The 17,298-nt window shown below is 57.1% G+C and carries 18 protein-coding genes and 1 tRNA gene; 7 read left to right on the top strand and 12 right to left on the bottom strand.

Going from position 1 to position 17,298, the window contains the following annotated elements; genetic code table 11:
* Window positions 1–5: 5 nt before the first annotated feature.
* The 3 genes from ATY76_RS24000 to ATY76_RS23990 form a co-directional block, all read right to left on the bottom strand.
* The gene (locus ATY76_RS24000) at window positions 6–839 is read right to left on the bottom strand and encodes a carbohydrate ABC transporter permease (protein ID WP_088677200.1); all 834 of its coding nucleotides are present in this window, start codon (window positions 837–839) and stop codon (window positions 6–8) included.
* On the bottom strand, window positions 839–1,732 hold the full coding sequence (locus ATY76_RS23995; RefSeq protein WP_088677199.1) for a sugar ABC transporter permease: 894 nt from the start codon (window positions 1,730–1,732) through the stop codon (window positions 839–841). The genes ATY76_RS24000 and ATY76_RS23995 overlap by 1 nt, the downstream gene beginning before the upstream one ends.
* A 129-nt stretch (window positions 1,733–1,861) precedes the next feature.
* Window positions 1,862–3,196: an extracellular solute-binding protein gene (locus ATY76_RS23990; RefSeq protein WP_088677198.1), complete on the bottom strand. Its 1,335-nt coding sequence runs from the start codon at window positions 3,194–3,196 to the stop codon at window positions 1,862–1,864.
* A gap of 177 nt (window positions 3,197–3,373) precedes the next feature.
* Between ATY76_RS23990 and ATY76_RS23985 the strand changes: the two genes are divergently transcribed.
* On the top strand, window positions 3,374–3,994 hold the full coding sequence (locus tag ATY76_RS23985; RefSeq protein WP_088677197.1) for a GNAT family N-acetyltransferase: 621 nt from the start codon (window positions 3,374–3,376) through the stop codon (window positions 3,992–3,994).
* A gap of 14 nt (window positions 3,995–4,008) precedes the next feature.
* Here the strand turns inward: ATY76_RS23985 and ATY76_RS23980 are convergent, their stop codons facing one another.
* A complete protein-coding gene (locus ATY76_RS23980) occupies window positions 4,009–5,766 on the bottom strand; it encodes a glycogen debranching protein (RefSeq protein WP_088677196.1) in 1,758 nt (585 codons plus the stop codon).
* A gap of 316 nt (window positions 5,767–6,082) precedes the next feature.
* Between ATY76_RS23980 and ATY76_RS23975 the strand changes: the two genes are divergently transcribed.
* Together ATY76_RS23975 and ATY76_RS23970 are read left to right on the top strand one after the other, a co-directional pair.
* A complete protein-coding gene (locus ATY76_RS23975; RefSeq protein WP_088677195.1) occupies window positions 6,083–7,264 on the top strand; it encodes an ROK family transcriptional regulator in 1,182 nt (393 codons plus the stop codon).
* A gap of 73 nt (window positions 7,265–7,337) precedes the next feature.
* Entirely contained in the window at window positions 7,338–7,631 is a 294-nt protein-coding gene (locus tag ATY76_RS23970) for a helix-turn-helix domain-containing protein (protein ID WP_088677194.1), read from the top strand.
* A gap of 13 nt (window positions 7,632–7,644) precedes the next feature.
* Here ATY76_RS23970 and ATY76_RS23965 read toward each other — a convergent pair whose 3' ends face one another.
* Complete coding sequence (locus ATY76_RS23965; RefSeq protein ID WP_088677193.1) at window positions 7,645–7,857, bottom strand: hypothetical protein; 213 nt, start codon at window positions 7,855–7,857, stop codon at window positions 7,645–7,647.
* A 187-nt stretch (window positions 7,858–8,044) separates the two neighbouring features.
* Here ATY76_RS23965 and ATY76_RS23960 point away from each other — a divergent pair, with 187 nt between their 5' ends.
* Complete coding sequence (locus tag ATY76_RS23960; RefSeq protein ID WP_088677192.1) at window positions 8,045–8,278, top strand: DUF982 domain-containing protein; 234 nt, start codon at window positions 8,045–8,047, stop codon at window positions 8,276–8,278.
* 99 nt (window positions 8,279–8,377) lie between these two features.
* Here the strand turns inward: ATY76_RS23960 and ATY76_RS23955 are convergent, their stop codons facing one another.
* Complete coding sequence (locus ATY76_RS23955) at window positions 8,378–8,593, bottom strand: hypothetical protein (protein ID WP_088677191.1); 216 nt, start codon at window positions 8,591–8,593, stop codon at window positions 8,378–8,380.
* A 240-nt stretch (window positions 8,594–8,833) separates the two neighbouring features.
* Window positions 8,834–8,910: transfer RNA gene (locus ATY76_RS23950), tRNA-Pro, on the bottom strand.
* 1,893 nt (window positions 8,911–10,803) lie between these two features.
* Between ATY76_RS23950 and ATY76_RS23945 the strand changes: the two genes are divergently transcribed.
* On the top strand, window positions 10,804–11,499 hold the full coding sequence (locus tag ATY76_RS23945; RefSeq protein WP_141105046.1) for a hypothetical protein: 696 nt from the start codon (window positions 10,804–10,806) through the stop codon (window positions 11,497–11,499).
* Between the two features lie 180 nt (window positions 11,500–11,679).
* Here ATY76_RS23945 and ATY76_RS23940 read toward each other — a convergent pair whose 3' ends face one another.
* The 4 genes from ATY76_RS23940 to ATY76_RS23925 all read right to left on the bottom strand — a co-directional run bounded on the left by ATY76_RS23940 (window position 11,680) and on the right by ATY76_RS23925 (window position 15,450).
* Entirely contained in the window at window positions 11,680–12,237 is a 558-nt protein-coding gene (locus ATY76_RS23940; protein WP_088677189.1) for an SLATT domain-containing protein, read from the bottom strand.
* A complete protein-coding gene (locus ATY76_RS23935) occupies window positions 12,230–13,105 on the bottom strand; it encodes a CBASS oligonucleotide cyclase (RefSeq protein WP_088677366.1) in 876 nt (291 codons plus the stop codon). The genes ATY76_RS23940 and ATY76_RS23935 overlap by 8 nt, the downstream gene beginning before the upstream one ends.
* Window positions 13,106–13,225: 120 nt before the next feature.
* Window positions 13,226–14,275, bottom strand: coding sequence for a non-homologous end-joining DNA ligase (gene ligD / locus ATY76_RS23930; protein ID WP_088677188.1), 1,050 nt, complete (start codon window positions 14,273–14,275; stop codon window positions 13,226–13,228).
* 89 nt (window positions 14,276–14,364) lie between these two features.
* Entirely contained in the window at window positions 14,365–15,450 is a 1,086-nt protein-coding gene (locus tag ATY76_RS23925; RefSeq protein WP_088677187.1) for a glycosyltransferase, read from the bottom strand.
* Between the two features lie 97 nt (window positions 15,451–15,547).
* On the opposite strand from ATY76_RS23925, the gene ATY76_RS34475 reads away from it, so the two are divergent.
* Together ATY76_RS34475 and ATY76_RS23915 are read left to right on the top strand one after the other, a co-directional pair.
* Entirely contained in the window at window positions 15,548–16,129 is a 582-nt protein-coding gene (locus ATY76_RS34475) for an acyltransferase (protein ID WP_088677186.1), read from the top strand.
* A gap of 32 nt (window positions 16,130–16,161) precedes the next feature.
* Window positions 16,162–17,025 (top strand): hypothetical protein, encoded by an 864-nt coding sequence (locus tag ATY76_RS23915; protein WP_141105045.1) that lies wholly within the window; start codon window positions 16,162–16,164, stop codon window positions 17,023–17,025.
* Here the strand turns inward: ATY76_RS23915 and ATY76_RS33810 are convergent.
* Window positions 17,015–17,191, bottom strand: a complete 177-nt coding sequence (locus tag ATY76_RS33810) for a hypothetical protein (protein ID WP_190233723.1) — start codon at window positions 17,189–17,191, stop codon at window positions 17,015–17,017. The two genes, ATY76_RS23915 and ATY76_RS33810, sit on opposite strands and share 11 nt — an antisense overlap.
* Window positions 17,192–17,298 lie beyond the last annotated feature (107 nt).

Raw genomic sequence — 17,298 nt, 5'->3', positions numbered from 1 at the left:
TCTGCCTATTTCGTCGCCCCTGCCGTCAAGCCGGCGATAAACCGCCGCTGGAAGATGAGATACGTCACGATCAGCGGAGCGATGACGATCACGGCACCGGCGGTCAGCACCGGCGTATTGACCGTGTAACGCCCCTGGAAAAACAGCATGCCGAGAGGCAGCGTCCGATAGGCATCGTCATTGACCAGAATGAAGGGAATGAGAAACTCGTTCCAGGTCCATATGAACAGGAACAGCGCCAGTGTCGACATTGCCGGCACCATGAGGGGGACGACGATCTTGCGAAGGATGTAGAAGCGTCCGGCGCCATCGAGGACCGCCGCTTCCAGAATTTCCTCCGGCAATTGCTGCATCGCGCTGGCGAGGAAGATCGTCGAGAATGGGATCGACATGGCGATCTGCGGCACGATTACCGCGGCATAGGTATTGATCCATCCGAGGTAGCGCATTTCATAATAAAGCGGGATGATGAAGGCCTCCGCCGGCACCATCATGCCAAGCGTCAGGATGGCGAACAGCGTACGCCGGAGCGGAAAAGACAGGAAGGCGAAGGCGAAGCCCGTCAGCAGGCCGAGAAAGACGCTGGCTGCGACGACCGGTATGACGACGATGATCGAATTCCAGAAGTAAATATTGAAATGCCCGGCATTCCACGCATCGAGGTAATTTTCGAAGTGCGGATATGCCGGCAGGGCAAAGGCACCCTTCAAAACGTCGGCCTTACTCTTCACCGAGGTCAGAAGCAGAAGCAGGAAAGGCGTGATTGTTACGAAAGCGAGAAGCCAGAGGAGAATGCGCAGAGATAGCGCAGCGGCGGGGATATTGGATGAACGGCTCATCAAACCACCCCTTTACTTTGTGAGCCCACGAACCGGTGAATGGCATAGTTGATAATGAATGTGAGAGCCGCGCCGACAATGGCGATGGCCGCCGCCGCGCCGAAGCGATTGAGCTCGAAACCGAGCTGATACATGTAGATGTTCGGCACGAGCGTCGCGTTCGCGGGTCCGCCGCGGGTCATCGTGAAAATCAGGTCGAAGCTCTTGATCGACGCGATGACGGTCAAAAGCAGCACCACTCTTATCTCAGGCAGAAGAAGCGGCAGCGTTACCCAGAAGAAGGTTTTTCGCGCCGAGGCGCCATCGACCTTGGCCGCGTCGAAAAGGGACGGATCGATGCGCTGAATTCCGGTCAGGAAGATGACCATGCAGAAGCCGAAGAAATACCATGTCGCGACGACCCCGACCGCGGAAAGCGCGAAATTGAAATTGCCAAGCCAGGGCAGAGCGAACATGCCCAATCCCACAGCCCGCAGAAATTGATTGAACGGGCCGAAGGCGGGATTGTAGAGCCATGCCCAGATGATACCCAAAACGGCCGTCGGCATGATATAGGGCAGGAATAAGAACGTCCGCAGGGCGAGCTGTTCACGCTGCTTCAGGTTCCAGACGCAGGCGGCAAGCGTGATGCCGAGCACGAGCGGCAGCACACAATAGAAGATCATGAGCTGGGCGTTGTTGCGCAAGGCAATATAAAAACGAGTGTCTGAAAACAGATCGAGATAATTGCTGAGGCCAACCCATCTCGGCATGCTCACGCCGTCCCAGCTGGTCAGACTCAAGCCCAAGGCCGCAACGATCGGCCCGAAGACAAAAGCCGTATAGAGCAGCAGCCCGGGCAGCAGATAGATCAAATTGGTGCGTTGGGAACCATCGAGTTTGGAGCGTTTCATCCAGGACTCCGTCAAGCCAAAGCTATGGTCATCGCGCCGCAAGCCGAAATCGCTGTGCCCGTTGAACCTATATCCAGCAGAAGCAGGCCACGGCCGCATGGCGAGCGGCCGTGGCCAGTGTGCAAACTCTTATTTCTTGTCCTTCAGGTAGGCCTGGTAATCCTTGTCCATGGCATCGACGAAGGCTTCAGGCGTAATATTGCCGGACAGCAGAAGCGGCGTGTTGTCGTCTATCGTCTTCAGCATCGTCGGGCTCGACCAATCGGGATAGTGGCCGAGAGCGTCGTTGGCATTGAGCGTCTTCCACATCTCGATACCGCTGGTGAGCAGCGGCGTGAGCTTCGGCTTTGCGTCCGCCGCCAGCGATGTTGCAGGAAGATAGCCTGCATTGGCCCAGGTTTCGGCAGCCTTCTCAGAAACCATGTAGTCTATATATTCGCCGGCGAGATCCAGGGTTGCCTTTTCCTTGGCAAGGCTCGTTATCGCCCAGGCAAGGTCCACGCCGCCGACACTCAACGGCTTGGAAACGCCTTTCGGGGCAGGAATGGCCATAAAGGCAATATCCGGATTGTGTTGCATGTCCCCAAAATACCAGGTGCCGGAAATCAGGAACGCCCCCTGCCCCGATATGAACAGCTGGACGGCGTCGTCACCCGAGATGCCTTCGAAACCAGGGAAAAAATAGCCGCCCTGTGCCCATTGCTGCACGAGCTTGGCGGATTCGATATTCCCCTTGGTATTCCAGGAGCCGCCCCTGCCGTAGATCAGATCATCAAGTTCGGCGCGATTGCTCGCATCGATATGCGCCTGCTCGATGGCGCCGATCATATGGAGCGCCAGATGCTGTTTGGCGGAGCCCATCATGAAGGGCGCAACGCCTTTTTCCTTCAGCTTATCCAGCCCGGCCAAAAACTCCTCGAAGGTTTTCGGCACCTCGACTCCCGCGTCGGCGAGGATCTTCTTGTTGTAGTAGAGGCCGACGATCTCGCCGAGGCCCGATATGCCGTAGGTCTTGCCGACCCCGAATTTTCCATCCTCCCAGCGGTCTCGGGCAAGGACGGAATCGGATTGCCGCTTATCCCAGCTGTATTTCTTGATGTAGTCGTCAACCGGCAGTAGCAGGCCTTCCTTGACCATCGCGCCCATGTCGCCTGCGCCCTGGTTGACCTTGGTGACGACAGGCCCGTCGCCTGCCGAAACAGCGAGCTTCAGCGTCAGCTTCATGTCGTCGAAGGTGCGGGCGGTGCGTTTGATCGTGACGCCGGGATGGGCAGCTTCGAAGTCCTTGTTCAGCTGCTCGATGACCGCGCTCTGACCTTCATAGGTCTGGTCGTCCCATACAGGCAGATCGGCCGCGCGCGCGGCGGAAAGGCCGAAACTTACAAGCGCCGCGCCGGCAAGCGCGACGGCTGCTCTCAATTGGCATGCCGACAGTATGTTGATCGATTTCGCTCTTCTTTTCATGGGTTCCACCTTATTTGGTTTATTCTCCACTCCCCGTTCAGGCCTCGCGCCAAGCAGCGGCCGAACGTTTTCTTCCCCCAGAGCTTTGCCGGGCCGGCGAATCTGAGGTAATCGTCAATGCATGAGCCTCCCTCGCAACCAAAAATGACGAAGCGCCACGCAGGAGGTGGCAAAGTGATGGACAGCAACTGTTTCATCCGCCCGGCGACAGACGCGGACAGCGAGGCGCTTTTTGAAATCTGCCTGAAAACCGCGGACGGCGGCAAGGATGCCAGCGCGCTTTATAGCGACCCGCATCTGCCCGGCTACATCTGGTCGGTGCCCTATCTCAAGTTCGCCAAGGACTTTGCTTTCGTCCTGGTTCAGGACGGCCGCGCGGTCGGCTATGTCGTTGGCGTGCCGGATACCGGCCGGTTCGACAGAGAACTGGAGACGAACTGGTGGCCGCTCGTGCGCCAGCAGATCGCTGGCCTTACGCCCGCCCGTCCGCGCGACGCCGACGTGATAGAGCGGATTCACAATCCGCGCAGCGGAACGCCGTGGCTTCAAGACGAGTATCCCGCGCACCTCCATATCAACATCCTGCCCGGTCGGCAGGCGAGTGGTTGGGGACGCAAAATGATCAACGCCGAGCTGGAGGCGCTGAGGCAGCACGGGGTCAGGGCGGTGCATCTCGGTGTCGACCCCAAGAACGAAGCCGCGAGGGGATTCTACCGCCATCTCGGGTTCTCCGAGCTCGAGCAGGATGACGCCGTAGCCTTTGCCATGCGGATCGATGGAAGATCTGGCCAAAGCTGACGGCGCCGCAACGGTCATGACATCGCCTCCGCATTGGCTGCGTCCAACCCGTATTTCAGGACGACCGCGGCCGGCATGGCGCTCCAGCCCTGAAGCAGGGAACCGCGCCCATAAGGCGGGGAGAAATATTCCACCGCTCCGATCCAGCCATTGTCGAGGCAGGTTTCCCACCAGCGCGTCAAGGCGTAGCGTGCGCCTCCAAGTCCATGGCGAAGGCGTTCTTCGGCATAGGCGCCATCCCAATAGGGCCAGTCCGAGCCGTTGTGGTAGCGGTAGGGAAATGCTGTCTTGGATCGCAAATCACTCGGCCGCTTGAACGGCGGATAGACGCACATGACCCCCCAATTGCCATAGGGCTGCGCTTGATTGTTGCGCGTTTCCAGCTTGCTTTCAAAAGCCTTGAGCAGGCCGACGGCCTTCTGCTTGGAGATCGCGCCAAACCGGGACAAGGTCAGGCTGTCGAGCGCCAGATGATCCTCGAGGAAGGCGCCGGGCGTTCCATAGTCCACATATCCGCCCGTTGCCGGCACGAAGAGCTTGTCCTCGATTTCCTGGCGGGCAAGATTGGCGGTCTTGCCTGCACGTCCGGCAAGAGCCGGATCGTGGCCCTCGCCGAGCCTCGCCACCGCCTCCATGGCGCCGACGAAAAGGCCTAGATCGTAGGAGACGAGGCCCTCCCGATAGACGTTGTCGGCCCAGTCACGATCGTTGCGCGGTTTGAGCGGCAGAACGCTGTCCGGCCCGGCCAGGCTGAGATAGCGATCGGTGATTGCCTTCACGACAGGCCAATGCCGCTCCACCTCCGCCGCGTCTTTGGTCGCGTCGAAATAGTCGCTCAGAAAGAGAATGAAGAAAAGCGGGCTGTCAAAGTGATCGCTCCACCAGTCCTGCGGACGGTTGTGGTACTCCGGAACTGCCCTTTTGTGAATTTTAGGATTGGCCTTGCTGTCCGCGACAAAGCGCTGCCAGGCCTCTGATTGCGCCGGCCCCGTCAGGATCACGCCGCTCGGAGCTTCTCCGTCCGGCTGCACCCCCTTGGCGAGCAGCCGGATCTCGTCGCGCACCGCCTCCGGTGCAAGCGTCAGCAGAGGCTGCATCGTCCAATAGCCATCGCGGTAATAGGTCCGCGCCGGAGCGCTGTAGGCCTGCCCCGCGGCGAGACCGGCGAAGGCGCCGTTTTCGTCTCGCCTTATGCTGGAAAGGGCGGCGTGCACGCCCTGGCTGACCATGCTGCGCATGAGCGGGTCGGCTTGCGGCACCATATCGCAGCGCGCCACGTATTCCGCGGCTTCCGCGATGATGGCATCATCCGTAAGCCCCAAAGCCTTCTCGGCTTCGTCTCGCGAGGCGCCGACGGCAATCCGCAGATCGGAGGCCGAGACCTCCACGATGAGCACGCCCCAGCCCATTTCGAACGTCTGCCGGTAACCATCGCGCGTGGCGCTTGCCCGAGCGCCTTCCCGGTCCGGCTCGTGCCACCAGGCACAACGACGCGCCGGATATATGCCCTGAAGGCGTACCCCTCGGATCAGCATCACCGGCAGCGACTGCGCAACGAATACGCCGCCATGTTTCGACAGGATGCGGTTCGGCGCATAGGTAAAAGGGCCGCCGATTTGAGAAAATCTCACGCGCCCCAGGCTGCCGGCGCCCCATAAAGCAAGATCGGCATATCCCTCCGGATGAACGTCCGCCTGAAGACGTGGCGCCATGACCGGCAGCAGAACGGCTTCATCGGAAGAAAGCTGTCCATCGGTCGAGGGCTTTATCATGAGCAGATCCTCCCCGGCAGGCAAATCAAGGAGACATCAGGACGCGAAAGAGGAAACGGCCAGATAGTCCTCTTCGGGCGATCTCGACGGGAGCGCAGCTATCCGGACGATACGTATGGCTCATAGTTTTCCTTGACCCTCTACGCCGTGCACATCATCGCACGTTCATTCCAGCCTACAGGCCGACCCGTATTTGTCAAGGACATAGACAAATTGTCGGAGACGGTGTACCAAAGTCTGGGTTGTCGCGATAATTGCAACCCAATATGGCCCTCATTAAGTATGCGCTCCGAACTAATTGGAACGGGCTATCCGGATGGCAAAGACATCTCCTGTCGCTCAGACACCCATCGCACGAAAAATTTCCACGAATGCGGTGATCCGAACCGTTCTGGCGAACGGGTCAATCTCCCGTGCCGATATCGCCAAGCTGACCGGCTTGTCGAAACAGACAATTTCCGATGTCGTGCGCGACCTCGAAAATGACGGATGGCTGAAGCCCGTCGGGCAGACAGACGGCCGTCCGGGCCGGAACGCCATCACCTACGAAATCAATGCCAGGGCAGGCCTGGCCGTCTCTATCGATCTCGGGGGCACCAAGATCGCCGCGGCTGTTTGCGATCTGCTCGGAAACGTCGTTGCCGAAACCAAGGTGCCGACCGATCCGCGCGGCGGAATGCATCTCGTCAATCAGTTCAGCGATCTCATCGTCGCGCTTGCGGTTGCGGCCGGGACGACCGCTGACAAACTCCGTGTCGTGGTTCTGGGCAGTCCCGGCGTGCTCGATCCGGTGACCGGACACATCAACGTGGCGCCGAACATCCCCGGCATCGATGCCATAAATCTGAAGCAAGTCTTCAGCGACAGAATGGGCATACCCGTCATCGTCGAAAATGATGTCAATCTCGCCGCACAAGGGGAGCGATGGCGGGGACATGGTCTCGAAACCGGCAATTTTGCTTTCATTGCTCTCGGAACGGGCGTCGGCATGGGCATCATCGCCAACGGCGCTCTGATGCGCGGCGCGCGAGGAGCGGCCGGCGAAATCGCCTATCTTCCGATCGGCGGAGATGCTTTCGATCCCGGCGGGTTTACGCTCGGCACTTTTGAGAGCGCGGTCGGCAGTGTCGCGATGCTGCGCCGCTACACCGGGTTCGGCGGACGCAACGCCTCCACCGTCGCCGATCTCTTCGCCGCGTTCAACGCAGGAGAAACAAGCGCCGTGGCCGCGATCGAAGAGACGGCCAGACTGGTCGCGGTCGCCATAGCCGCGATCGGAGCGACTCTCGATCCCGAGATGGTGATCGTCGGCGGCAGCATCGGCGCCAGACCGGAGTTGGCAGACGCCATCCGGCGTTTCCTGCCGCGTTGCACGCCCTACCCGCCACGCATCGAGATCAGCCGCTTCGGGAACCGAGCCTCCCTCATCGGAGGCGTGGGGATCGCGGTCGAGCGCATGCATGACGATCTGTTTGGCGTAAAATTCAGGGAAATCTGAAGAATGCACCGGCAGTTGAAGAGAGGCTGGCGCGCCACTTGAGAACTGTGTTCGATGCGCTAGATTTTCCGTCATGATAACGGCAACGCAGATACGCGGCGCACGCGCCATGATCGGGATGAGCCTCGAAGAGCTCGCCGCCGCAAGCGGTCTCACGCCTGAAACCGTTGCAGCGCTGGAAAAAGGCGAATGGATGGGTGAGCCACATGCGTTGCTCGACGTACGGGCAACGCTCGAGGCGCAGGGCATCATCTTCCTGTCCAGCGGCAATCAGGACGAAGGCGGCCCCGGCATCCGGCTGCGCGCGCGCACCTCAAGCGATGACGGCATCCGGCCGGAAAACCTCAACGCCGCCAACGACGACTGACAGAACCGAACGATCAGAGATATGTCTTGGCGAGGTCGGCGAGTTTGCCGCCGTCCTTCACGCCCTGCCTGTAGAGCTGAATGATCACCGCGCCGATCCGCTCGGCCTCCGGCGTCGTCTTGTTGAGACCGCGTTCATCGCAGACCTTGTCGAGCACCTGTGAGAGGAGATCGAGGTCTTCCGAAAAAAGCGGCAAATCATGGGGGTGAATTGACGATCGTAACATCACGTCACAGTTCCCTCCGAGGGCAAACGCATCTGACGCTTGCATCGCCGGACGCCCTCCGCAACCGACAATATCATCATTATGCGCGAGGGTCCGAACTTTAGCAACTGCGCAAATTTTCGATGGAACGATATTTTGCCCCGTGCGTTACCGCGGGGTTTTAAAGCAAGTATCAGTGAGTGCAGACGTGAGCGAAAAGCGCTTTCCCTCCCCTGTCCGGGTCCTTTCTCCAAACAGCAGCCTGATCGTTTCCACCGCCTGGGATGCCGTCGAATATCTCAAGCGATGGCCGGCCAAGCGCGGGCGCGATTATCGCGTGGCTCTCCAACATTGCCTGGACGCGCTGGATGGACTGCGCAGTCCGAGGGCAGCGCAGTCTTCCTTCGTCACGGCCGCGAAGAGGGCCGGATTGCTGATATGAAAGGTGCAGCGAGTTTCAAATCTGCCCGCCACGCGTCGAGCCCTTGATTTTCAAGATGCCGACATTGCCAAATGGTTGCGCAGTTTGGCGCGATCTCGCCTAGCTGTTGCGGCTACTGGCGGCGAGTTGAGGGTGAACGGACCCTTCCATGATCACCTTGGCGGTGATCTCGATCACCTGCTCTTCAGCAAGTTCCGCAAGCGCCAGCGCCACTTCGCCTTCCGGCCAGCCGGCTTTGACAGCCTCATCCGACAGAGCCTGAAACGCGCTGGCGAGGGCCTGCCTGCAAGTTAGATTCTGCTTCATATCCGCCATGCGCTCGCACTGGGCCGTCTGGGACTGGGGTGATCTTAATCTACACCTATTCGCGAGAATGCGAAGAGGTTTCAGATCTTTTTCAGTCCAGAACTGGGTTATTCAGGCAAGAACCGGGTATAGCCTTAACGAAATACAACAAATACCTGACCCTCAAACTAGAGGAGTCCCAAAAAGAACTACAGGATTTGTGTGCGACTGCACTCTGGGGGAGTATTTCGTCGCGTTATTTATTTTAAATGGTCGGGGCGACTGGACTCGAACCAGCGACCCCTTGACCCCCAGTCAAGTGCGCTACCGGGCTGCGCTACGCCCCGACCTGCCGAAACGGCTTGATTGCTTTATGAAATCGGCCTTGAGAGCGCAAGGGGAAAATGACGGTGGCGAGAATAAAAATGGAACGGAAGGGGCAGTTATGCACGGTTCGGCGCAAAGAGTCCCACCGAAGTCCCACCGGATGTTCTGCGGGCGTTCCGCCCCTGTGTGCTGTGGGTGGCATGGGGTTCTCGCCCGGAATTGGAAAATTGGCCAATTTCAAGAAGATGCGGCGCCGGTTTCCACACTGTGGCCAAAATAATTTCCATTGTTTTTCAACGAGGGCTGCCACACCTTCCCCCTTCGACATTTAGCATTCATTGTTCACACGGAACGATCGAATGATTTACCGTGTTCTCGAAAGGGTTTTTGTTGATGAGGGTCAGTGAGAATTCTTGGCCTACTGCTCCCGGAGGGCGGTGATTCCTTATTGTCCCTCGTACATGGCCGCATACTCTCATCCACCTGAGGGTTTCACCTTTTAAAGTATCGGAGTGGAACGTTTCCGTGGGGCATTCGACCCGTGGCCCAGTATCCATTGATCTGCCTATGAACACCCGGCCGCTTTGATATTCCCCCTTTGCCTCGATCTCTTGATAGCGAGCAGCAGCCTCGGGGGACTTAGGAGTGATGAAACATTTAAGAAGCCACTCCTTGTTCCAACAGATCCTATCGCAACCTGGGTTGGCCGTTGCTGGCGAATATAGAAGTAACACCAGCATAAAAGGCAATACTTTCCCGTGCGACATTCCACCCTCCCGCGCCTAACAATGATCCACCAACCCGCCCGCGCTCCCAGCGCTAATTGGTAACCACCCGGAATGACCCCCTGTGCAGCTGCCCCGTAAGATTCTTGTATGAAATACAAACCGCCCCAGATTTCGTATCTCTTCTTAATTGGGAAAATACCCCCAGCGCCGAGCAAGGAATATTTAGTTCGCAACGGAAGTTTCTCCGTGCGTCACCATGACCGAGTTGAGCGTAACAAGAGACCTTTAGAATCTCGGCGCCGGTCTTGATACTCTCGCACATCTCCCCAGCCGTTCCTGGCCCGAAATCACGTCCTTCGCTCACGATCGGTTCGCCTGTAAATTCCCCATATGGCCCTGCGCACGTTAGATTGTCCTGAGCTATTGCTGCACACGGAGCCGAAAGCGCAATCAATGCTGCGGATATGTATCTTTTCATATATCTCTCTCAATTGCTGAGCGGAACACAGCCTGTTATGGCGAAAGTGTAGATGTTTGTGCTACCGTCTCTTGTGCATCCGACAATAGATCGGTCCCCCGCGTCAACGTTATTCACGTCGTTCCGGAAGTGGTCCCCATTTTTCCTCATTTCAGAAGTAATACGGTACCGTTGGGTGGTTGAGTTGTTTTTCTGGTAGGCATAATCGCCGCTGCTAGCGAACCCACACACCCGGTAATCGTAAACGATCGCGCACTGCGCATTGGCGGGGGTCGCTATCCATAATACGATCAATCCAACGTAGAGATAGTGTGACATTCTACTCTGTCCCCTAGAAGAAACATCTAGGCACTATAGGGAGTTTAGTACACCACGAAAATTCGCCTTTTAGGAGTATGCCACGTTTTCCGCTCTTGACATCGCCGGCGGACAAACAACGAGGGACCGGCGCCGGAACTGTGCCATCCCCAATCTCATCAGGTTCCAGCTTTCACGCGAGAAGTGCGCCGGATGGACGTCAATTGCCAAACACGCCTTATCCAAAGGATTGGGAAGAGTGATCTGTGTTATCGTTCGCCCCAATGATCGATTGGACGAATCGGCCTGTTTTAACGAATGAAAACAAATAAACTGTGTAGTTTCGTAGCACTTTCGCAGCGCTGATTTTGTTAGCCGCCGCGAGTAGCTGCCACACCAAAGGAGTATTCATGTTGGGTTTTTTTGCATCTTTGAGAGATTTTGGCACCTTTTTAGGAAGTGAATTTTGGTCGGCACTTGTTGGAGCTATCGTTGGTGGGCTTATCGCATTTCTAATACAAAGACAGGCGCAGAAGGCTGCCCGTCGAGAGCGTGAAGACGCTCGCAAAATGGAAGCTAAAAGCCATGCTTATTCGCTTCTGTTTAAAGTGCTTTCCATCCACGCCACATTCGCTCATATCAAGTCGCATGTGGACGAGCGCATCGAGTTCGGACAGCGCGAAAAGGTCGGCATGATATCATCAGTTCTCCTCCCAATTGCGAACATACCGACGCCGATCCAGTTTGCGCCAGCTGAGATGGCAATGCTGCTTTCACTCAAGGATGATGACACGTTCAATCTGTTGTTATCTCTCGATAGAATCCACAACTCGATCATTCCGGTTTGGTCCATCTACGAAGCAAAGAGGGCAGCGATACCAACCAAGGGCGACAACCACGTCTTTGACAAAACTCAGGGCAAAGGTGAGTTCGACGTCGAGCAGGGCAGCCACCTTGAGGCTTCAATATACGAGGTTGAAATGTTAGCGACGGAACTTGCGCAACGCGCGAAACTTGATTTCGAGGAAGCTGACCTCGCAATGAAGAAGCTGGTGCCACTATTGAATGATCGCTTGAAACTAGACATCAAAGTCAGCGACAAGTAGCTGCAACACCGTCGGATAGGGGAGCGATCGGGGGGCTAGCGCCCCACGTCCCGAACGGAGAATGCTTCGCGAAAACCCACCATTTCCGGGACAGGCGGTTTCCATATGTTCCCGCCTGTTCTCATTTCGTCCAATCAATCGGTCCGCACTCGGTCCGGTTGAGATCATTCTTCTTTTCGCTTACTGCACCTTGTCAACCTTGAATGAGGCCTCCCCACTCTCGATGCCTTTTTTTGCTTTCGCATAGGCAGATCTAGGAATCTGTGGGCTGCCCTTATTCAAGTCATCCTTCTCGGTCACGAGCGCCTTCAACTGCGCTGTCAGGCCCTCATCCGTTGCATCACCCGCCCAGCAGTCGATCGACCAGAACATACGAGCAGCATTATTTAACCGATCGTATGAATGAGCAGCAGCTAAATGAGCAGCTTCCTTTTCATTGGGATTGAGAAAAGTCGTGATTGCGGAAAGCACTGGCACGATGATGGAAAAAAGGATGGCGAGAGCCGCGATGTATTGGTTTTGCTCAGCCGTCTTTGTGAACGCCGCAACACCGACCAGCGCAGATATCACTACTGTTGGGATACCCAACCACAGATGCCATGTCTTCCAGCCTTGGGCCGCCTGGTGATGACCCTTGCATGAAAACAGCGTGCTTTCCTCTAGACGCTTCGCCTCGACGATCACCTGATCGCGGGTTTTGGAAGGCGGCCGTTCGCCTGTCGTGGTGACTTCAACCATAGGCGGGAAAATAATCCGGAAAGAGGCGCTGCCATTGTTCGGTCGCGGCTCGGTTTCTGTTTGCGAAGTTGTGCTGCTCGGCCGCCAACGCAATATTTAGCGCTGCCTGTATTCTGGTGACAGCCTCGTCGATTTTGGACTGCGTGCTCAGATAGCCTCCCACGTTATCTCCGTAGCCAGCCGGGTCTTTAATCCCTTGGCGTATGAGTGGCCTGACCTTATCGAAAAAAAACCGCACCCCGGATGGGAAGTCGGAGATGGTCACACCGTCAAAGACCGTCAGCGCCAAAACCTCAAGATGAAAAGATCTGAAGAAGGATCCGCTTCCCTTATTCCAGGCTTTCAGCATTTTTATGATTGGCACCAGTAGTCCGCCATGGTCTTTGTTTGCGGCGCTAACAATCTCGACGTGACGCTTTGGATCTGTGGAAAGCCATTTCGAGGTGACGGAGTTGGGAATGATATAGCCGCCGCCCTGCCTGTTGAAGCCGACCACAACGTCCACCACGAAATCCGTGAAGCGAATTGTAACCGCTTGCCCATTGCGACTGATGCTGGGCGTCGAAGTATAGGTCTTAAGAAGCGTGCGGCGGACCGCATCCAAAAGGCCCGCCGGTCCATTAGGGCTATACTGGTGATAATAAGATGACGCTAACACGAAGAAGATATCGATGTCCGCTTCATTCAATGGCGCGATCATAGTGTGACGAGCATAGGAGCCAGTTAGGAAGCTATCGTGGACGTTCATACCAGCTTCGATGACACTGCGGACGCGGGTTTGGCGTGACGAAACTGTCCCGCCCTGCAGTCCGGTGATCTCCAAATTTGCCTTTAGCTGGGCAAAACCTTGCTGGATAGTAGTCGCCATCGTCGCCTTCAAAACTCAATCTTCAAGCGAATATATCAGCAATTTCCAGTACGAACAGCAGCAAGCAAAAGCTTGACGCCCCTAAGAGGGAGTTATTTTCTTTTTCGGATACGGGATAAGCTAAATCTCCTCAACCACCGCCCCATCCGCCCGCTCCCGCAGCCCCTTGTATGAAGCATGCCGCAGCTTGCCGTCCGCCGTCCAGCCGATGAATTCGATCTCGGCGATCAGTGTCGGCCTCACCCAGACAACGCTCTTTCGGCTGCCGGCATAGTCGACCGCCGGTCGCTTCGCCGGGATCTTGTTCATCATGGCCCGAAGCTTCCAGGCCTCGCTTTCCTTGAAGCCGGTTCCAACGTGGCCGACATAGACGAGCTTGCCGCCGCGGCGCGCCGCCAGCATCAGGCCGGCCAGATGCCCGCGCGCCGACATGGACAGCTCGTAGCCCACGATCGCGAAACTGCCGCTCTGGACGCACTTGATCTTCACCCAGTCGCCGAACCGGCCGGACCGATAGGGACTATTCCGGTCCTTCGCGATGATCCCTTCCAGCTGGTGCTCGCGGGCCACCTTCAGCAAGAGCTCGCCATCCGCCTCAAGCTCTTCCGACAGGCGGATTGCGCCCCGCCGATCATCCGCGAGGAAGCTTTCGAGCAGGTGGCGCCGGACATGCTGCTCCGCCCCGCGCAGGTCGTGCCCGTCGAAATACATGAGATCGAACGCCATCGCGACGGAATCGTCGGAGACGCGCTTTCCCCCGCGGCCGCCGAGCGACTTCTGCAGGCGGCCAAAATCGGACCTTCCCTGCTCGTCGAGCACGACCGCTTCCGCGTCCATGATCGCCGTCGCCACGCCTAGCTGCGCCGCCTCCGCCGCGATCGCCGGAAAGCGGTGCGTCCAGTCATGCCCGCCCTTCGTCAGGATCCTGACGCGGCCGGGCTCGATATGAACGTGAAGGCGGTAGCCGTCCCACTTGATTTCGAACCGCCACTGCGGCCCTTTCGGCGGCTTTGGCTTCAGCAGCGCCAGGCATGGCTCGATGCGCTCAGGCATCGGATCGAAGGGGAGTTGCGGCTGGTCTGGATCGCGCCGGCGGCGCGGCCGGCTGCGAAGCGGAGCTTCGGCGTCACCGAGCAGCGGCTGGGAAGGCTTGCGTGGCGGCTTTGTCATGCCGGCACTTCATCAGCAACACCTTAAAAAGCAATTGACCTAGATTGATTACGGACTCACCCGCGACAGAGTGCGTAAACAAAAGCGATTTAGTTGCAGAGCCTTTGGAAATTCTCCCATTGAACCGTCTTGCTGTATCGACTCTTGATCATCGCAGTTCCAGCTACCGCGATTTCCCGCAGCTTCGCCGGTTCGTTGAGAATGGCGCGGATCGAGGCCGGTGCCGACTGCGGGTCATCATAAGTCATAATGGTGGCCCCGTTGATCATTCCATCCGGATAATTGCCAGCGTCGGAAACCATCAGCGCCCCACAACCAAGCGACTCCCAACACCGCATATTTCCGCGATCGGAGCCCGCCATGTCCACGGCTCCGTTCAGGACGATCTTCGACTGTGAGATGGCGCGATACAAATCGCTTCCGAAAACAGGCGGACGGGAAATCGAACGAATGCCCGTTGGGCGCCGGTGCTCATTGAGAGGCAGCAGCCATCCCATCGGGCTTTCGGCGAGCCTCGTGGCACGGGATCGATCCAGATGATAGACCACTCGAAAATCCGAACGAAGTTCTGACACCGCCTCAAGGATCTCGGCTCGCCTGCGATGATGGCGACTGTATCCACCGACAAACAACACATCTATGGGGCGCCCGCTGTTCTCCGAAAAGGTGTCCATGGCCGGATCGTGCCCCGGAGCGAAGTATTCTGCGCACCACCCCCGATCTCTATAGTTTTGCAGGATAGTCGGAAAATTGCAGACAAGGAGATCATAAGCCCCGAAATCCGCATTGCCGGATGGCGCTGCCCGCCATGCGATCGACTTCTTTACAGTCCCCGGCAATTTCTTGACGAAGTCGTTGCCGTAACGGACGGGATCGAGATTGTAAAAGATCTCCGTGCGGTGGTGCTCGATCTGACTGAGCAGCACCTGCTCCGGCGTCGTGTTGGCCGCAAGACCGTGTTCTATTGCCCAAAAGCGCTGAGTTATGACGTCATCGCCAGTGGTGAAGAATGCGTCACCATCTCCGTCGATGACAGGTTTCAGCAGATGGCACGCCCCGAAGGAATCCGAAAGGAAAACCTGAAGTCTTTCAGAAAAAGAACTTGCGGATGACGCCAGCTTATTGAGTCTCCTCACATATGCGGGGTATAGGCCGAAATTCTGAAAGACGCGCATTTTTGTGACCGATCCATGACTTACAGCAAAGGCGCGTATCACCAAAACCGGCCTTTGGCGATAATGATCTTCGAAGCGGGATGACGAGGGCGAAAGAGTGTTTGCCAATCTAATTTTGACGGCAAGAGAACGACTGCTTGCGAGCCTTGCAACATCGGCCGCCAGGCGTGACGCCTCAATCGCTGCCTATACAAAGCTCGGCTCCGAAGGCAGGATCTTCAATATCCGGAACGACAAGACCGCAATCCAGGTCGGCACCAATGGTATGATCCGCGGCGAACTGCTGACTTTCGGCTTCGGCGGCAGGATATCGGTCGGAGATTGGTTTTATCTCGGCCCACAATCGACGATATGGTCAGCCAGCGAGATCGTCATCGGCGACAGGGTTCTCATCTCCCACTCCGTTGCCATCCACGACAGTGACAGCCACCCTACCGATCCTCAGTTGCGTTTCGAACAGACGAGACAGATTCTCACCTCTGGTCATCCCCGAGAAAACCCAGGCGTAAAAACGAAGCCTGTCCTCATCGGAAACGATGTGTGGATTGGCATGGGCGCCATGATTTTGAAGGGCGTGACAATCGGCGACCGCGCCATTATTGGTGCGCGAGCAATCGTCAAGACAAACGTCCCTGCTGATGGCTTTGTGCCATCTCCCACCAGCGAGCCAAATGTATGAAGAACCGCCTCCGCCGCAAGTTTCGAGATTTCATGTTTCAGACGCGCCGGCTCGTTGGCCTGGAAAAACTACTCATCGTGCAGGGCGAAACTCGCGCGCATCAGATCGCGCAACTGGGCGCCCTGGATACACTTGCTGATGCCGAGTTTTCGGTCTTCTCGCAGTGGGGCGAAGATGGGATCATCTCCTGGCTAATCGACACCATCAAGCCGTCGTCAACCACATTCGTCGAGTTCGGTGTCGAAGATTACCGAGAGAGCAACACCCGATACCTGCTCGCGTCTCGATATTGGTCCGGGCTCATCATCGATGGTTCAGAAGCAAACATCGCTTCGATTCGCTCCGATGACGTCGCTTACAAATACGATCTGCAGACACGCGCGGCGTTTATCGACCGGGACAATATCGAAAGCCTTATCGCTTCGGCTGGCTTCAATGGAGACCTCGGCGTCCTCAGCGTTGACATTGATGGTGTTGACTATTGGGTGCTTGAAAGAATTCCGCAGAGAGCAGCGATCGTCATTGTCGAATACAATCAGGGCTTCGGCGACGCTCCTCTGAGCGTGCCGTATGACCCATCGTTTGTCCGGCTGAACAAGCACTATTCCGGCATGTATTGGGGCGCTTCTCTGGCCGCCTTCAGGCATCTGCTCGAAGGCAAAGGCTACGAATTTGTAGGTACCAATCGAGCCGGCACCAATGCGTTCTTCATTGATGCAGCTTATTCCGACAAACTGTCTGGCAAGCTGGAACGCCGCCACGAATGGCCCTGCCGCATGCGGGAAGTCCGCAATCCGGACAGCAGCCTCGCCTTCAAAACATACAGCGAGGCTAAAAATTTGTTGAATGGCCTACCGGTCGTGAACGTGACGACGGGCGAAACTGTCACTCTGTAGACGTCGCCTGATCATCGCCCCACCCGCCTACATCTTCATCCAGGCTACCGGCAACGATGTCTAAGATGCGGCGCAAAATTGGCTTTAACGCCTCGACATCCCGCGCCTCCTCGATTTCTGCCCGGAGTTGCAGGACTATCGCCTTCTGTTGTTCGAGCGTTTGCATCTTATCTTGTCTCTACAATCTTTCCCTGACAGCAGCCGTCACTACCGAGGCCGATATCAATTTCGGCCCCCTGGGCGCGGAGCCTCGAGCCGGCGCTTCTCTTCTTG

Source organism: Rhizobium sp. R339 (assembly GCF_002211395.1).
In the GTDB taxonomy this organism is placed as follows: domain Bacteria; phylum Pseudomonadota; class Alphaproteobacteria; order Rhizobiales; family Rhizobiaceae; genus Rhizobium.
The sequence above is the reverse complement of the archived record's forward strand: the minus strand, read 5'-3'. Positions and strand labels throughout refer to the sequence as shown.

Coding starts and splice junctions, on each gene's coding strand:
- ATY76_RS24000 (WP_088677200.1), bottom strand. CDS start 839: ATGAGCCGTTCATCCAATATCCCCGCCGCTGCGCTATCTCTGCGCATT.
- ATY76_RS23995 (WP_088677199.1), bottom strand. CDS start 1,732: ATGAAACGCTCCAAACTCGATGGTTCCCAACGCACCAATTTGATCTAT.
- ATY76_RS23990 (WP_088677198.1), bottom strand. CDS start 3,196: ATGAAAAGAAGAGCGAAATCGATCAACATACTGTCGGCATGCCAATTG.
- ATY76_RS23985 (WP_088677197.1), top strand. CDS start 3,374: ATGGACAGCAACTGTTTCATCCGCCCGGCGACAGACGCGGACAGCGAG.
- ATY76_RS23980 (WP_088677196.1), bottom strand. CDS start 5,766: ATGATAAAGCCCTCGACCGATGGACAGCTTTCTTCCGATGAAGCCGTT.
- ATY76_RS23975 (WP_088677195.1), top strand. CDS start 6,083: ATGGCAAAGACATCTCCTGTCGCTCAGACACCCATCGCACGAAAAATT.
- ATY76_RS23970 (WP_088677194.1), top strand. CDS start 7,338: ATGATAACGGCAACGCAGATACGCGGCGCACGCGCCATGATCGGGATG.
- ATY76_RS23965 (WP_088677193.1), bottom strand. CDS start 7,857: ATGTTACGATCGTCAATTCACCCCCATGATTTGCCGCTTTTTTCGGAA.
- ATY76_RS23955 (WP_088677191.1), bottom strand. CDS start 8,593: ATGGCGGATATGAAGCAGAATCTAACTTGCAGGCAGGCCCTCGCCAGC.
- ATY76_RS23945 (WP_141105046.1), top strand. CDS start 10,804: ATGTTGGGTTTTTTTGCATCTTTGAGAGATTTTGGCACCTTTTTAGGA.
- ATY76_RS23940 (WP_088677189.1), bottom strand. CDS start 12,237: ATGGTTGAAGTCACCACGACAGGCGAACGGCCGCCTTCCAAAACCCGC.
- ATY76_RS23935 (WP_088677366.1), bottom strand. CDS start 13,105: ATGGCGACTACTATCCAGCAAGGTTTTGCCCAGCTAAAGGCAAATTTG.
- ligD (WP_088677188.1), bottom strand. CDS start 14,275: ATGACAAAGCCGCCACGCAAGCCTTCCCAGCCGCTGCTCGGTGACGCC.
- ATY76_RS23925 (WP_088677187.1), bottom strand. CDS start 15,450: ATGCGCGTCTTTCAGAATTTCGGCCTATACCCCGCATATGTGAGGAGA.
- ATY76_RS23915 (WP_141105045.1), top strand. CDS start 16,162: ATGTTTCAGACGCGCCGGCTCGTTGGCCTGGAAAAACTACTCATCGTG.
- ATY76_RS33810 (WP_190233723.1), bottom strand. CDS start 17,191: ATGCAAACGCTCGAACAACAGAAGGCGATAGTCCTGCAACTCCGGGCA.